The sequence below is a fragment of the Kitasatospora sp. NPDC005856 genome (assembly GCF_040629945.1).
Taxonomy (GTDB): domain Bacteria; phylum Actinomycetota; class Actinomycetes; order Streptomycetales; family Streptomycetaceae; genus Kitasatospora.
This window is the reverse complement of record NZ_JBEXWT010000034.1, coordinates 1-13,337: the sequence shown is the minus strand read 5'-3', so window position 1 is coordinate 13,337 and position 13,337 is coordinate 1. Positions and strand designations below refer to the sequence as shown.

General features: G+C 71.4%; 17 protein-coding genes and 1 pseudogene. 13 read left to right on the top strand and 5 right to left on the bottom strand.

What is annotated here, in order from left to right; translation table 11 throughout:
- Window positions 1-43: 43 nt before the first annotated feature.
- Entirely contained in the window at window positions 44-781 is a 738-nt protein-coding gene (locus ABZ449_RS21345; protein WP_360347949.1) for an SDR family oxidoreductase, read from the top strand.
- A gap of 98 nt (window positions 782-879) precedes the next feature.
- Window positions 880-1,884 (top strand): YhjD/YihY/BrkB family envelope integrity protein, encoded by a 1,005-nt coding sequence (locus ABZ449_RS21340; RefSeq protein WP_360347946.1) that lies wholly within the window; start codon window positions 880-882, stop codon window positions 1,882-1,884.
- 61 nt (window positions 1,885-1,945) lie between these two features.
- On the opposite strand, the gene ABZ449_RS21335 is transcribed toward ABZ449_RS21340, so the two are convergent.
- Window positions 1,946-2,338 carry a helix-turn-helix domain-containing protein gene (locus ABZ449_RS21335; RefSeq protein WP_360347943.1) on the bottom strand — a complete coding sequence of 131 codons (393 nt, stop codon included), beginning with the start codon at window positions 2,336-2,338 and terminating at the stop codon, window positions 1,946-1,948.
- 75 nt (window positions 2,339-2,413) lie between these two features.
- On the opposite strand from ABZ449_RS21335, the gene ABZ449_RS21330 reads away from it, so the two are divergent.
- A complete protein-coding gene (locus ABZ449_RS21330) occupies window positions 2,414-3,061 on the top strand; it encodes an NAD(P)-binding domain-containing protein (RefSeq protein ID WP_360347940.1) in 648 nt (215 codons plus the stop codon).
- Window positions 3,062-3,130: 69 nt separating this feature from the next.
- Here the strand turns inward: ABZ449_RS21330 and ABZ449_RS21325 are convergent, their stop codons facing one another.
- Both ABZ449_RS21325 and ABZ449_RS21320 read right to left on the bottom strand, forming a co-directional pair.
- Window positions 3,131-3,802, bottom strand: coding sequence for a response regulator transcription factor (locus tag ABZ449_RS21325; RefSeq protein ID WP_360347937.1), 672 nt, complete (start codon window positions 3,800-3,802; stop codon window positions 3,131-3,133).
- Window positions 3,799-5,175 carry a histidine kinase gene (locus ABZ449_RS21320; RefSeq protein ID WP_360347934.1) on the bottom strand — a complete coding sequence of 459 codons (1,377 nt, stop codon included), beginning with the start codon at window positions 5,173-5,175 and terminating at the stop codon, window positions 3,799-3,801. Before ABZ449_RS21320 ends, ABZ449_RS21325 begins: the two co-directional genes overlap by 4 nt.
- 400 nt (window positions 5,176-5,575) lie before the next feature.
- Between ABZ449_RS21320 and ABZ449_RS21315 the strand changes: the two genes are divergently transcribed.
- The 3 genes from ABZ449_RS21315 (at window position 5,576) to ABZ449_RS21305 (ending at window position 8,368) form a co-directional block, all read left to right on the top strand.
- Window positions 5,576-7,009 (top strand): hypothetical protein, encoded by a 1,434-nt coding sequence (locus ABZ449_RS21315; RefSeq protein ID WP_360347931.1) that lies wholly within the window; start codon window positions 5,576-5,578, stop codon window positions 7,007-7,009.
- A 314-nt stretch (window positions 7,010-7,323) separates the two neighbouring features.
- A complete protein-coding gene (locus ABZ449_RS21310; RefSeq protein WP_360347928.1) occupies window positions 7,324-7,830 on the top strand; it encodes a hypothetical protein in 507 nt (168 codons plus the stop codon).
- The gene (locus ABZ449_RS21305) at window positions 7,811-8,368 is read left to right on the top strand and encodes a DUF6879 family protein (RefSeq protein ID WP_360348119.1); all 558 of its coding nucleotides are present in this window, start codon (window positions 7,811-7,813) and stop codon (window positions 8,366-8,368) included. The genes ABZ449_RS21310 and ABZ449_RS21305 overlap by 20 nt, the downstream gene beginning before the upstream one ends.
- On the opposite strand, the gene ABZ449_RS21300 is transcribed toward ABZ449_RS21305, so the two are convergent.
- Together ABZ449_RS21300 and ABZ449_RS21295 are read right to left on the bottom strand one after the other, a co-directional pair.
- On the bottom strand, window positions 8,337-8,528 hold the full coding sequence (locus ABZ449_RS21300) for a DUF397 domain-containing protein (RefSeq protein WP_360347925.1): 192 nt from the start codon (window positions 8,526-8,528) through the stop codon (window positions 8,337-8,339). The two genes, ABZ449_RS21305 and ABZ449_RS21300, sit on opposite strands and share 32 nt — an antisense overlap.
- Window positions 8,521-9,387, bottom strand: a complete 867-nt coding sequence (locus tag ABZ449_RS21295) for a helix-turn-helix transcriptional regulator (RefSeq protein WP_360347922.1) — start codon at window positions 9,385-9,387, stop codon at window positions 8,521-8,523. Before ABZ449_RS21295 ends, ABZ449_RS21300 begins: the two co-directional genes overlap by 8 nt.
- A 261-nt stretch (window positions 9,388-9,648) precedes the next feature.
- Here ABZ449_RS21295 and ABZ449_RS21290 point away from each other — a divergent pair, with 261 nt between their 5' ends.
- The 7 genes and pseudogenes from ABZ449_RS21290 (at window position 9,649) to ABZ449_RS21260 (ending at window position 13,264) form a co-directional block, all read left to right on the top strand.
- Complete coding sequence (locus tag ABZ449_RS21290) at window positions 9,649-10,011, top strand: ATP-binding protein (RefSeq protein ID WP_360347919.1); 363 nt, start codon at window positions 9,649-9,651, stop codon at window positions 10,009-10,011.
- Window positions 10,011-10,253 carry a hypothetical protein gene (locus tag ABZ449_RS21285; protein ID WP_360347916.1) on the top strand — a complete coding sequence of 81 codons (243 nt, stop codon included), beginning with the start codon at window positions 10,011-10,013 and terminating at the stop codon, window positions 10,251-10,253. The genes ABZ449_RS21290 and ABZ449_RS21285 overlap by 1 nt, the downstream gene beginning before the upstream one ends.
- Window positions 10,254-10,540: 287 nt before the next feature.
- On the top strand, window positions 10,541-10,795 hold the full coding sequence (locus tag ABZ449_RS21280) for a hypothetical protein (protein WP_360347913.1): 255 nt from the start codon (window positions 10,541-10,543) through the stop codon (window positions 10,793-10,795).
- 1 nt (window position 10,796) lies between these two features.
- The gene (locus ABZ449_RS21275) at window positions 10,797-11,318 is read left to right on the top strand and encodes a DUF6879 family protein (protein WP_360347910.1); all 522 of its coding nucleotides are present in this window, start codon (window positions 10,797-10,799) and stop codon (window positions 11,316-11,318) included.
- An 8-nt stretch (window positions 11,319-11,326) separates the two neighbouring features.
- Window positions 11,327-12,175, top strand: a complete 849-nt coding sequence (locus ABZ449_RS21270; RefSeq protein WP_360347907.1) for a helix-turn-helix transcriptional regulator — start codon at window positions 11,327-11,329, stop codon at window positions 12,173-12,175.
- Between the two features lie 183 nt (window positions 12,176-12,358).
- Window positions 12,359-12,772: pseudogene (locus tag ABZ449_RS21265) on the top strand (methyltransferase); the annotation flags it as partial.
- A gap of 117 nt (window positions 12,773-12,889) precedes the next feature.
- Window positions 12,890-13,264 (top strand): ASCH domain-containing protein, encoded by a 375-nt coding sequence (locus ABZ449_RS21260; RefSeq protein WP_360347904.1) that lies wholly within the window; start codon window positions 12,890-12,892, stop codon window positions 13,262-13,264.
- The last annotated feature ends 73 nt before the right edge of the window (window positions 13,265-13,337 follow it).

Here is a 13,337-nt window from a genome sequence, read left to right as displayed (position 1 = left end):
CGGTGTTGGCCGCACCACCCGCCCACGGACCAACATCATCGGCATGAGCGAAACGACCACCGCGCTGGTGACCGGCGCGAACAAGGGCATCGGCTACGAGATCGCGGCCGGACTGGGCAGCCTCGGCTACCGCGTCGGTGTGGGAGCCCGCGACGCGACCCGACGCGAAGCCGCCGTCGGCACACTGCGCGCCGCCGGCGTGGACGCGTTCGGGGTCCCGCTGGACGTGACCGACGACCGCAGCGTCACCGCCGCCGCGGAACTGATCGAACGCGTGGCCGGACGCCTGGACGCCCTGGTCAACAACGCCGGCATCCCGGGCGACATGGGCCCGGGATGGCTCCAGGATCCGACCACGCTCGACCTGGACGTGCTCCGCACCGTCGTGGACACCAACGTCATGGGCGTCGTCCGGGTCACCAACGCGATGCTGCCACTGCTGCGGCGCTCCGCCTCCCCCCGCATCGTCAATGTCTCCAGCAGCGTCGGCTCCCTGACCCGACAGGCGGACCCGGACACCGAGATCGGCCCCGTCATGGCGGCCTACGCACCGTCGAAATCCTTCCTCAACGCCCTCACCCTGCAGTACGCCCGACAGTTCGCCGGCACCGGCATCCTCATCAACGCCGCCTGCCCGGGCCTGGTCGCCACCGACTTCACGGGCTTCCACGGACCCCGCACCCCCGCACAGGGCGCAGCCACCCCGATCCGGCTCGCCACCCTCCCCGACGGCGGCCCGACCGGTTCCTTCTTCGAGGACGACGGCGTCGTCCCCTGGTGACCACGAGCCCGCGGTGGATCCGGCGGAAGACGGAGGCAATCGCCCCGGCGGGTTGCCGGGGCGGGCCGGGCCCGCCGCGCGAGGATCACACCGGCGGCGTGCTTGCCCGGCTCCTCGCGCCGCCACCTCACCGCCGCCACCCCACCACTGCCACCGCGGAGGGCCAGACGAGACGGATCAGCCGCGAGACCATCCTGAGGACGGCGACCTTCTGGCTCCGCCCGGCGTTCGCGCTGCGCGTGGTCAGCCGGTTCCAGCGGCTCGTGGGCTTCGACCGCTCGATGGCCCTGGCCTCCGCCGCGCTGACGGCCCTGGTGCCCCTGGCCGTCCTGTGCAGCGCGCTCGTCGTCCGCCTGGGCGGCAAGGACGTCGCCGAACGCGTCATCGACCGCTACGGCCTCACCGGAGACGGTGCCGAAGCCGTGCGCGACATGCTCTCCCCGTCGAGCGAGTGGAGCAGCACCGCGGGGATCTTCGGGGTCGCCTTCCTCCTCGTCTCGGTGCTGAGTTTCGCGCGGGCCGCCCAGCGGCTGTTCGAGCAGGGCTGGGAGCTGGAGCCGTTGAGCGTCCGCAACACGGTCAACGGCCTCAAGTGGATCGCGCTGCTGGCCGCGTACGCCACACTGAGCGGCTGGGTCCACACCGCTCTCGGCCGCAGACCGCTGGAACTGGCGGCGGCCGTGGTGGAAGCGCCGCTGACGGCGGCCTTCCTCGTCTGGAGCGGCCGGCTCCTGTCCGCGGGCCGGATCCCCAGGTCCGCCCTCGTACCGTTCGGGTGCATCGCGGCGACCCTGCTGAGCGGCTACTCGGTGGCCGTGGGCGTCTACCTGCCCCACCTCTTCAACTCCTCCACGGACCGCTACGGCGCGATCGGGGCGGTCTTCGCCATGCTCTCGGCCCTGTTCGGGGCCATGCTCGCGACCGTGGCCTCGGCAGCGACCGGAAGGGAGGTGCAGGACGAACTCGACCGGATCGGGCGCGGCGAGCGCCCTCCGGACAACGAGGTGCGCCAGCAGTGGGACACGGTGCTGCGACTGGCGCGCTCGCGCTGGCAGACGACCCGCGGCCAGAACCTCCTGGGCCGGCTGACCAGGAGGCGCTGAGCCCCCGGCGGCCGTCGGGGGCCGCATCGTGCACCCGCCCCCGGCGGTCCCGGCAGGTCCGCTACCGGCGGCCCGGGGGAGCGCTCCCCGGTGCCCGGTCGACGTCCTCGGCCCGCTCCCGGGCCGCCATCACGTCCTCGCCGTGTTCGAAGGCCCAGGCGCCGAACGCCTCGATCGGCTCCAGCAGCGTCCGCCCCAGCCCGGTGAGGGAGTACTCCACGCGCGGCGGCGATCCGGCGTACGCGCGGCGCTCCACCAAGCCGTTGAACTGGAGCCGGCGCAGCGTCTCCGTCAGCACCTTGGGGCTGATCCCGCCGATCCGCCCGCGCAGGTCGCCGGGCCGCGCGGGTGCCTCGCGCAGCGCCCACACCACCACCGCGTTCCAGGTGTTGGCGAGCAGGTCGAAGGCGAGCCGGGCACGGCAGTCGGCGAGGAAGTCCTGATCAGTGGTCACGTACCAGATGGTGCCCGAGCGCTCTCCTAGTGTCGTCCCGGATGCGACGGACGGAACCACGGGAGGCTGGACGTGATGAGGATCGGAATCGCCGGGACGGGCAGCATGGCGCGGGCGCTGGGCGCACGGTGGGCGCGGGCCGGGCACGACGTCCTGGTGGGCGGGCGCGACACCGACCGCGCCGCCGCGCTGGCGGAGCGGATCGGCGCACGGGCGGGGACCCTGCGGGACGCGGCCCGGCACGGCCGGGACGCCGTGCTGCTGGCCGTGCCGTACGCGGCGGCGGTCGGCGTGGCGGCGGGGTTGGGCGACACCGTACGGGGCCGGACGCTGATCGACTGCACCAACCCGGTGGCGCCCGGTTTCCTCCTGGAGACCGGCGGCGGGCCCTCGGCGGCCGAGCGCATCGCGGCCGCCGTGCCCGCTGCGTCCGTGGTCAAGGGGTTCAACCTCTGCCACGAGAGCGTGTGGAGTCTGACCCCGCCGGTCTTCGGCGGCCGCCCGCTCGCGGTGCCGCTCTGCGGTGACGACGCGGCGGCGCTCGCAACGGTACGGGGCCTGGTGCGGGATCTCGGCTGCGAGCCGGTCAATGGAGGAGGACTCCACCGCGCGGGCCTGCTGGAGGCGACGGCCGCGTTCCTGATCGGCCTGTGGGTGGGCGAAGGCGCGGACGCCCAGGCGATCGCGCCGCCGCTGGAGTACGCGGGGGTCGGCGCCTCCTGACCGGCTCGGGGAGGGCGTGACGGGCCAGGGGAGGGACCGAGCGCCGGCCGCGCGGGCGGAGGCGGCGCGTCAGGACGGGTGGACGAGGCGGGTTGCGTGGGCGAAGACCACGGCCTGGATGCGGTCGCGGAGTTCGAGTTTGTGCAGGATGCGTCCCAGGTGGGACTTCACGGTCGCCTCCGCGAGGTACAGGGTGGCCGCGATCTCGGCGTTGGACAGGCCGCGGCCCACCTGGACGAGCACCTCGCGTTCGCGGGCGCTGAGGCGGTCGAGCCGGCTCAGCCGCTCGTCGTGGCCGGCGCCGCCGGTGCCGGGGATGTGCGGGCGGACGTCCTCCAGCAGGCGACGGGTGATCCGCGGGGAGAGCACTGCGTCGCCCGCGGCCACGTTGCGGATCGCGGTGAGCAGTTCCTCGGGCCGGGTGTTCTTCAGCAGGAAGCCCGAGGCCCCGGCGTGGAGGCCGGCGAAGGCGTACTCGTCCAGGTCGAAGGTGGTGAGGATCAGCACCCTGCTCCGCGGGGAGGCCGCGACGACCTGCCGGGTGGCCTCGATCCCGTCGGTCCCGGGCATCCGGACGTCCATGAGGACGACGTCGGGGCGCAGCTCCCGGGCGAGGCGTACGGCCTGGGCGCCGTCGGCGGCTTCGCCGACCGGTGCCATGTCGGGCTGGGCCTCCAGGACGGTGGCGAAGGCCATGCGGAGCAGTGCTTCGTCGTCGGCGATGAGGATGCGGATCGTCATGCGGACGCCGCTCCACCGCTGTCGAGGAACAGGCGGGTGTGCACTTCCCAGCCGCCGCCCGGAAGCGGCCCGGCCCGCAGCGTCCCGCCGTAGGCGGCCGAGCGTTCGCGCATGCCGGGGATGCCGTGGCCGGACGGTGCGACGGCGGCGGCAAGCGGCGGCGCGGCGGCACGCGGCGGCGGGGGAGCGGGAAGGGGAGGTGCGGCGGCGGTAGCTGGCGGGCGGGGGCCGTCGTCGATGACGTCCACGGTGACGGTCCCGGCCGAGCACTGGATCCGGACCGTCGCGCGGGTGCCGGCGGGTGTGTGCTTGAGGGTGTTGGTCAAGGCTTCCTGCACCAGGCGGTAGACGGTGAGTTGGGCGGTGGCCGGTACGTGGCCGCGGCCGCCGTGGACCTCCAGGCGGGTCGGCAGCCCGGCGGCACCCATCTGCTCGGCGAGGGCCTCCAGTTGGGCGATGCCGGGCAACGGGTGGCGCTGCGCGTCCGGTTCGTCGGTCCGCAGGACGCCCAGTGAGCGCCGCATGTCGGTCAGGGCCTGCCGGCCCGTCTCGGCGACCTGGACCATCGCGGTGGTGGCCCGGTCGGGGGAGCGGTGCTGCGCGAAGAGGGCGGCGTCGGTGAGCGCGACCATGACGGACAGGTTGTGGGTGACGATGTCGTGCATCTCCCGGGTGATGCGGGCCCGCTCCTCGGCGACGGCCAGCCGCGCCTGCCGTTCCTGCTCCTGCTCCCGGCGCGCGGCCCGTTCCTCCAGGGCCGCGAGGTAGGCGCGGCCGGTGCGCACGTTCACCCCGAGGACGGCGGCGGCGACGGTCATCGCGGTGGCCGCGACGAAGGGCGTCAGGAAGGCACCTTCCGTCGTCCAGCGCAGGCAGGCCAGCAGGACCCCCGCCTCCAAGACGGCGCCGGCCACGAGCGCGCCGCGCCGGCCCGAGTGCGCGGCCACGGTGTAGAGGGCCACCAACAGGGCGACGTCCGCCGGGAGTTGGACGCCCACCAGCCACTGGGCGAAGGCCGCGGCCGCCACGGCGCCGAACACCGCGACCGGGGCCCGGCGCCGCCACAGCAGGGGCAGCGCGAGGGCTGCGGTGAGGGCCACGGCCACCGGCAGCTCGTGCGGCGCGCGCGTGGTCACGACGTTGAGGAGGAGCAGCGCCGGCAGCAGTGAGTCCCACACCAGGGGCGGCAGCCGGGAGGCGCGGCGCGCGGCGGCCCTCAGCGGCCGCGCCGCTCGTGCCGCCCGCGCCGTTCGGGCACGGGCCAGGTCGGCGTAGCCCGTCAGCCGTGAGGCCGTCCTCGCCCACCGCGCCTGCGCCTGCTCCCGGTGGAGTACCCGGTGGGCAGGGCCGGGTTCCGTGGCGGCCTCGGTCATTCACGTCCCTGTCGTTCGGCGTCTTGTGGCGGCCCCGGCGCCGGGGCCGCCACCGCGTACGGCCGGATCGCAGGCGAGGACGTCGAGCCCGACGAGTACGGGGGCCTCGCGCCGCGCGGCACGTACCGCGGCCCTGCCACCGTAGGCCGCGCGCCCCACGCGGCACATGCGCCCACCGTCTGACGGCACTGTGCCGGGATACGACCGCAGGAGGAGTCCCGTTACCTCCCGTGGTCGCAGGGCGGCCGCCGATCCGGTGTGCTCGACTGCTGCTCCGGTCGTACCGGGAGCCGCCGCGAACTGCACCCCGGGCGCAGACGACGGCGACCTGTGAGCGATGCGGCGGCGCCCACCCGGCGCCGAGCATGACCGGGTGACCGAGATCATGACGGGACCGCACATGTCCCCCTTGGAAATCCTTGCCCTGCTGGGTGCCGTCGCGCTGGTGGTGGCGCGCTGGCTTCCCGCAGCCGCTCGCCCGCGCGTCACGGTCGCGGCGGCGGCGGTCCTCGTGCCGTCCGCGATCGTGCTGGGTGTGGTGGGGGTGCGCTGGCAGCTGCTGCCGGTACTGGCGGGCGCCGCCTTCGCCCTGCCGTTCGCCCTCGCGCCCCTGCTGCGAGGCCGCCGCCGCACCGGACGGCCGGCGTGGCGAGCGCGCTGGTGGCTGGCGCTGCCGGGATCGGTGGCGTGCGCCGGGCTGATCGCCGCCGGTCCGGTGGCGGCCTGGGCCTTCCCCGTGCCGGTGTTCCCCGAACCGTCGGGCGAGTTCGCGGTCGGCACGCGGGTGGCGCAGTGGACCGACCCGCGCCGCCCCGAGACCTTCACCGCCGATCCGAACGACCAGCGCACGGTCGTCGTCCAGCTCTGGTACCCCGCGCAGAAGAGCCCCGAGGGTGCGCGGCGGGCCCAGTACCTCGGACGCACGGAGCAGGAGGCGCGTACCGTCTCCGAGGCCCTCGCGCGTGGAGTGGGCCTGCCGGGGTTCCTGGTCGACGGTGTTCCGAGGGCCCGCAGCCGGTCGGTCTTCGACGCCCCGGTGGCCGCCGGTGGCGGGCGGTTCCCGGTCGTGCTGTTCTCGCCCGGGTCGGGCGGCGTGCGCACCCAGAACACCGCCTGGGCGGAGGAACTGGCCAGTCACGGCTACGTGGTGGCCGCCCTCGACCACCCGTACGACTCCGCGGCCGTCGTCCTCGCCGACGGCCGGACGGTCACCAGCGAGACCTCCTCCAGCGGGGACCCGGACAAGGACGAGGAACTGGCGGCCGGCTGGACGGCGGTGCGGGCCGCCGACCTCGGCTTCGTCCTCACCCGACTGGACAGCGAGGACCGGGGGGAGAACCCCGGCCCGCTCACCGGACGCCTGGACACCGGCCGGGTCGCGGCGAGCGGCCACTCCATGGGCGGTGCGGCAGCGCTGCAGGCGGCCCGGCAGGACCGCCGGTTCGGCGCGGTCGTCGATCTGGACGGCTACCCCCACGGGCCCGCCTCGCCCGCCCTCGGGCAGCCGACGCTCGCGCTCACCCAGGCCATCACCCCGGCGACCGACCCGCGCTACCTGCCCCGCCTCACCGAGGCGCTCAGGGCCAGTAGCGCGACGAACTACCGGCTCACCATCCCCGGCGCCGCGCACCTCACGTTCATGGACGGGCCCCTGTACCTGCCGCCGGTGCCCTCGATCGTCGGCTCCCTGGGGCGCACCGAGAGCCCGCGCGTGGTGGCCGCGGCCACCCTCGCGTTCCTGGACGCCGTCCTGCGGGACGGATCCGGCGACCCGGCCGGGGCCCTGTCGGCCTACGGCGACCTCACCGTCCACCACCCGGGCGACAGCCGCTGACCGGCTGTCCCGGGGCGCGGTGCGCAACTGTCAGGCACGGTGGCCGGGTTCGCCGACTGCGAGGACCCGGCCCCGGTCCGGCCGAGTGCAGAGGTCGCGGACAGCGCGGTGGAGCGGTCCTCGCGGAGTGGGAAGTCGGCTCGGCCGACTTCCCACTCCGATCAGTGCGGTGCCCACCTCGTCCCGCTGGTCCGCGCCGGGGCCCGCTTCGAACGCGGTCAGCTCGTCGAACGCCCCAAAAACCTCGCAGCATGAACGTGCTCAGCTGACACACTGGGGCCGAAGCACAGAACCGCACGGAGGACCCAGACCCCATGCTGAACCCACTCGACGCTCCAGACGCGGTGTCAGGCGCAGCTGAGCCACTCGAGGAACTGCTCGACGACTGCAACTGGGGGGTGTCGTCCATAGACCTGTTCCGTGTTGTCCCCGTGGCTGGGGTGACACCCGGCCATGACCGGATGAAGGATCTCGCTCAAGCTGTGTGCCACCCGGGGGCCAGTGGACACCAGGTAGGACCGTCGGTCGTCCCGTTCGAGTCACCAGGGGCCTGGCGGGACATATTCCGCCGACAGGTGATCGACGGGTTCATGCACTCCGCCCCGAGGTCCTCGGACCCCGACGTGCGCACGCCCGCTGAAATCCGGGGGGCAGGCGAACTCGCCGATAGCGTCGCCGACCTCATCGAAGCACATCTGGGGCCCGTCCGAAGCGCCGGCGACGTCAGCGGCCCGTACCTGGTCGACGACATATGGTGCCGCAACCTGCTGTTGGTCACCGACAACTGGGCCACCATCCTGCATCTCGGGTTTTCCGACTGACCGAAGACGTCCCCGTCAACTGCGGCCGCCGCCTCAGCGGCTCTCATCGTCCACCACTCTTGACAGTCACTCATGGGAGACCAGGGCCGGCTATCCGTCCGACAAGCGGATGCCCTCGTGCTCCGAGTTCCTCCGCACCGGAGACACCGCCGGTGAGGTCGGGCACCCCTGGTTCGAGAACGTGCGCCGCGTGGTCGACAAGGGCAAGCGGTTCGAGCGGGTACGGCTGGTGGACAACCCGCCCACCGAAGGGCAGCGGTACCTGTTGGCGTGCGCCCGGACCAACGTGGTGGCCGGCGAGGACATCCGGTCTGTCGGGCGCCCCGTGGTGATCGCTGAGAAGGCGGGTCTCCCTGTCGGCGGGCCCTTGCGGAGCGCAAGGGCCCGCCGGGCGACGAACCATGGTCGCCGGCGCCGGGAACGACGGTGTTGGAGCGGCTTGGTGAGGTGGCTGCGCAGGAAGTCGGGCGGGCCGACTTCCTGCGCAGACGAGGGGTCGTCGGGGATCAGGCGTGGTGGTCGAACTCGCCGGCCTTGATGCCGTGGAGGAGGTTGGCGAGGGTGGTGGGGGAGGTGCGGAGGATGAGGTGGCCCTCGTCGGACTCGCGGAGTTCGACCATCTCATTTGTGGCCCGCAGTTCGACGCAGTTGTCGCTTGCGCCGGAGTAGCTGGACTTCTGCCAGGTGGAGCTATGCATCCTTACTTCCTACTTCTTCCATGATTGATCGAATCAGATTCCGTGACATCTCTTCGGAGAGGGCCGAGCGGTCCATCTGGTCGAGGAGTGCGCGAAACCTTGCCAGATGGGCAGGCGCGTCGAACATCCGGATGCCGTGACCCGTGTCCATCTGCGCCGTGTCGAGCTCAGCGATCGGGCCCTGCGCGTAGGTGAAGTTCTCACTGGGACTTGGAGCGAAGCTGGCACTGAACGGCACTATGCGGACTGAGATGTCAGGGCGCTGCGAGTCCGTGATCAGGGAGCCGAGCTGTTCGGAGTGGGCATCCGGCCCGCAGAACTGCATTCGCAGGGCGGCCTCGTGGATGTACGCAGTGTATGGCGTTTTTCCGGAGCGAACGACGTCCTGCCGCCGCATGCGAAACGCTGTTCTCAGGTCGATCTCGTGAGGTGGCAGGGGCGGAAACGTCTGCGAGAACAAGGCACGAGCGTAGGCGTTGGTCTGGAGCAGGCCAGGAGCGAATGCGGTCGTGTAGGTGGATAGCCGTCGTGCCCCGGCTTCAAGCTCAGCGACCTCCGCGAAGTCTATGGTTACTTCGCCTCGGTACTCCTCCCACCAGCCGCCCTTCTCGCGGTCCATGATGATGTCGGCGAGGGCGTCGATCAGCTGCTGGTTGGCGCACATGCAGACTGCAGCGATTGTGTGCAGCCGTTCGACGCTGATCCCGGACTTCGCGTTCTCCATCTGCGTCACCTGGGCGGGATAGATGCCGAGTTCGCGGGCGAGCTGACTGCCTCCGAGACCTGCCTGCTCCCGCATCCTTCGCAGCTCGGCGCCCAACCGCCGCTGGCGAAGGGTCGGGTTCAATCGAAGGGCCATGGCGTCCTCTCTGCGGGGCTATGAGATCAGTGTGCCGCAGGGACCCCGTGTGGCTGGAGCCACGTACGGGGGAACTTCACGGCAGGCGTCATAAATTTCTGACCGCCTGCGCTATGGTCGATCTCACATCGATCCGACGGATCGTCAGTAACGCCTGTCAGCAGGCCCCGCAGAGCAGCCACGTCCATCTCCACCGGCCTGGCTCACGGCGACACATGTTCCGCCGGTTCCCCCCTCACTCACGCCTCGGGAGAACTCCCCATGCGTCACATCAACACCCCCACCATCGCCATCGCCCGTCAGACCCTCCACGACTCCATGACCCGCGTCGGCTGGTCCTCGTCCGTGATCTTCGACGCGCAGCTCGCCCTGTGCGAGCTCCTCGTCAACGCCTGGCGGCACGGGGACACCCCCGCCCCGCTCGTCCAGGTCATCTCCACCAACGGCAACCTCCGCGTCTCGGTCACGGACCAGAGCCCGATCCTCCCTACCACCCCACCGCTCTCCCTGCTCGCGGAGTCCGGCCGGGGCCTCCAGCTCGTCGCCGCCCTCACCCACCGCTGGGGCGTCGACCCCCACGAGCGGGCCAAATCGGTCTGGTTCGAGCTGGACGGGGTCGCGTGATGGCCCGGCGTCACCCGATGCTGCCGACCGACCCCCGGATCCGGCACTACACCGACGACCACATCCGTACCCTCCTCAGCGAAGTCCAGGAGCGGGGGCGCAAGTTCGGCCTGATCTTCCCCTCCGCCTCCACCGACCAGACCATCGACGGCCGCGTCCTCGTCCGCTTCAACACGGCGCCGGCCTCGACTCTCCTGAACCTCCTCGTCCTGCTCCTCGACGCGGAGCGGGACTGCTCGTGAGGTTCCTGATCGGGACGGCCTTCGCCGTCCTCCTCGTCCTCGCCTTCGCGACCGTCGCCCTGGGCGTCGTCACCGCCCTGCGCGCGACCCCGCCCGACGAGGACGCCTGACCCACCCGCCAGCCCCCGCCGCTCAACGCGCCGGGGGCTGCGGCGCTGCTCCAGGTTCCCCGAGAGGCCAGGCGGCGACCCGGTAGACGGTGAAGTGCCTGACAGCTCGTCGTGCACGCGCCAGGATGGGTTCATCCGGTTGTGCAACTACGCGGAACCAAGTTCCCAGGGAGCATCGTGCAGCCTCTAAGGTTTCTGGGGATCATCCCGAACACCCCGACCGACGACTCGCCGACCATCTGGCGAGACCCTGAGAACGGGGACTTGATCATCCAGTCCTACAAGGCCAGCGAGGAGGATCTGCGGCGCTGTGAGGAGGTCGGATCGATCCCCGGCCACTCCACCGAGGTCCCCGAGCACGAGACCGTGATCAGGCTTCCCGAAGTCATGATCAAGTACATCCTTGCCCTCGGCGCGGACGCGAAGGAGTGACGTGACATCGCCTACCCGTGATGGGCTGGCCAAGGCAACGCGCACGGCCGTTCACCTGGAACTCCGTGACGCCTACGGTGCGAGCGATCCCGAGTTCCAGCGTTGGAGGCGAGGCCACCGCTACGCGCCCGACGACCGCCCCGAGTGGTTCCAGGGCTGGGGCGACACGGTCCAAGAAGCGGTGTCTCGTGGCGTGGTCGTTCGGCGGCTCCGGATCGTCTCGGAGCCGGTCACCGACTACATCAAGTACGAGCACCACGTGACCTACCTCAACATCGCGGCCGGCGAGCAGGTCCGCTGGCTGCGACGGGCCGACATCCGGGACACCGCACTGCCCGCCAACGACTTCTGGCTGTTCGATGACGCGCGCGCTGTCGTCAACCACTTCAGCGGCGACGGTGAGATCAGCTACCGCGAGGTCGTTTCCGAAGCCACGGAACCGGGACTGCTGCGGTTCTTCGGTGCGGCCTTCGACTCACTCTGGGAACTCGCCATCCCGCACCAGGAGTACACGCCCGAGTAGTCGAGTCCATGCGAACCTCCCGCTCATCGAGCGTCCAGCAGGCCCGGAAAGTGTTGGCCGACCGGCTGCGCGAACTCCGCCGGCAAGCCGAGCTGACCGGGCCTGCACTGGCCGCGCTCTGCGGTTGGCACAAGTCCAAGGTGTCCCGCATCGAGAACGCGATCACCGCGCCTTCCGAGCAGGACATCCGGGACTGGTGCCGAGCCTGCGCCGCCGACGACCAGGCGGACAACCTGGCTGCGAGCCTCAAGTCCGTCGAGGGCATGTTCGTCGAGTGGAAGCGGATGGAGCGCACGGGGCTCAGGAGGGCCCAGGAGGCCGTCCTTCCGCTGTTCGAACGGACCAGCCGGTTTCGTTGCTACCAACCCGGCACCATCCCGGGCCTGTTGCAGACTCGCGCCTACACAACGGCGATGCTTCGGGCGACCCAGAAGCGCCGGGTCGCAGTGGACGATGTGGAGGCCGCCGTCGAGGTCCGCATGGAACGGCAGCAGATCCTCAACGACCCGCAGCGAACCTTCGCCTTCCTGGTCGAAGAATCAGCGGTGCTGTCGGGTCTGGCGGGCAAGGCGGTCGCTGCGGAACAACTCGGGCACCTGCTGGCCCGCTCGACCCTCCCGAACCTGAGTCTCGGAATCATTCCTCATCGCCGGGACCGCGTATCCATGCAGGTGGAGGGCTTCTGGGTCTTCGACAGCGCCCAGGTGAACGTCGAGCTCGTCTCCGGGTACCTCACGATCACCCAGCCGTCTGAAATCGCCTTGTATGTCGGCCGGTACCAGGAACTGTCCGCCTCTGCCGTGTACGGGCCGGCCGCCCGGGATCTGATCAGAAGGGCCATGGACACGCTCGGGTGAACGGTGTGCAACTGCGTGCAACTCGCTGGAGGGCGGTTGTGCGCAACTCCTACGGTCTCACCACGACCCCATTGGTGCCTGCGCGCCATCGGGTTGCACAACCCCGCCCCGGCCGTCCCCAAACCTGGACAGGTCGAGCTGGCGAGGGCGGGATCACACAACTCGGCCAACTGGCCGAACTTGACCAGCTTCATGATCGCCCGCCCGCACGACCGGCCGCCCCGCCCGACGCTGGACCTGCTGCCCGGCGACGAGTCCCCGACCCTCGTCGACCCGGCGACGCTCGACACCTGGACGGGCGGTTGGGTGGCCCAACTCGCCGCGCCCGCAGCCATCCGCATGGGTGTGGGGGCTCAGCAGATCCTCTGGGACCTGTCCACCGGGTCGCAGGCACGGACGGCACCCGCGCCCGGCGGCGGGTGGGCCGTGACGCAGCGGGGGCCCGTCCGCCTGTGGGACCGGGTCGAGCGCGCGGTCCAGTGCTGGCAGGCAGCCGGCGAGCCGCACCAGGACGCTTTCGGGATCACCGTGTCGGCGACCGGACAGCGCGTCTGGCTCGGCACCCAGGATGGCCCGGGCTGGGACCTGCCCGTCTGAGCCGGGCCCGGCACTCAGGAGGAGCACGTCGAAGCGCTGACGGGCCTTGGCGAACTCGTCCTGAGTGACCCCAGGCACTTCTTTCGGTCCTCCACCACAAGCGCAAGGGAAGCCCCGATGAGCAACCGCCAGCCCGCCACCCATGACTTCGCGGCGAAGCGCCCCCGCGACATGCCGATCCACCGGCAGTACTTCGACCTGATCGCCTCCGGTGAGAAGACCGTCGAAGTCCGCGTCGCCTACGAGTCGATGAAGCGGGTCAAGGTCGGGGACCTGATCAACTTCACCTGCCGCGAGTCGAGCTGCCTGACCCGGGTCACGAGGATCGGGACGTACCGCACGTTCGAGGAGATGTTCGGCACACGGCCACCTACGCGGCCCGTCGGTCACCGTGCAGCCTCCGGCCGTCGGCAGTATGACCGTGGTGCCGGTCCGGTCGCCCGGACCGGCACCGCGATCGTGTTCGGCGCCGGCTCAGAAAGTGTTGGGTAATCGGGTGATCACTCGTTCTTGAGGTCGTCGGCGAGGCGGCGGGCTGCTTCGGTCTCGATGGGGCCGCGCGGTT

Coding starts and splice junctions, on each gene's coding strand:
- ABZ449_RS21345 (WP_360347949.1), top strand. CDS start 44: ATGAGCGAAACGACCACCGCGCTGGTGACCGGCGCGAACAAGGGCATC.
- ABZ449_RS21330 (WP_360347940.1), top strand. CDS start 2,414: ATGAGGATCGGAATCGCCGGGACGGGCAGCATGGCGCGGGCGCTGGGC.
- ABZ449_RS21325 (WP_360347937.1), bottom strand. CDS start 3,802: ATGACGATCCGCATCCTCATCGCCGACGACGAAGCACTGCTCCGCATG.
- ABZ449_RS21320 (WP_360347934.1), bottom strand. CDS start 5,175: ATGACCGAGGCCGCCACGGAACCCGGCCCTGCCCACCGGGTACTCCAC.
- ABZ449_RS21315 (WP_360347931.1), top strand. CDS start 5,576: ATGTCCCCCTTGGAAATCCTTGCCCTGCTGGGTGCCGTCGCGCTGGTG.
- ABZ449_RS21310 (WP_360347928.1), top strand. CDS start 7,324: ATGCTGAACCCACTCGACGCTCCAGACGCGGTGTCAGGCGCAGCTGAG.
- ABZ449_RS21300 (WP_360347925.1), bottom strand. CDS start 8,528: ATGCATAGCTCCACCTGGCAGAAGTCCAGCTACTCCGGCGCAAGCGAC.
- ABZ449_RS21295 (WP_360347922.1), bottom strand. CDS start 9,387: ATGGCCCTTCGATTGAACCCGACCCTTCGCCAGCGGCGGTTGGGCGCC.
- ABZ449_RS21290 (WP_360347919.1), top strand. CDS start 9,649: ATGCGTCACATCAACACCCCCACCATCGCCATCGCCCGTCAGACCCTC.
- ABZ449_RS21285 (WP_360347916.1), top strand. CDS start 10,011: ATGGCCCGGCGTCACCCGATGCTGCCGACCGACCCCCGGATCCGGCAC.
- ABZ449_RS21270 (WP_360347907.1), top strand. CDS start 11,327: ATGCGAACCTCCCGCTCATCGAGCGTCCAGCAGGCCCGGAAAGTGTTG.
- ABZ449_RS21260 (WP_360347904.1), top strand. CDS start 12,890: ATGAGCAACCGCCAGCCCGCCACCCATGACTTCGCGGCGAAGCGCCCC.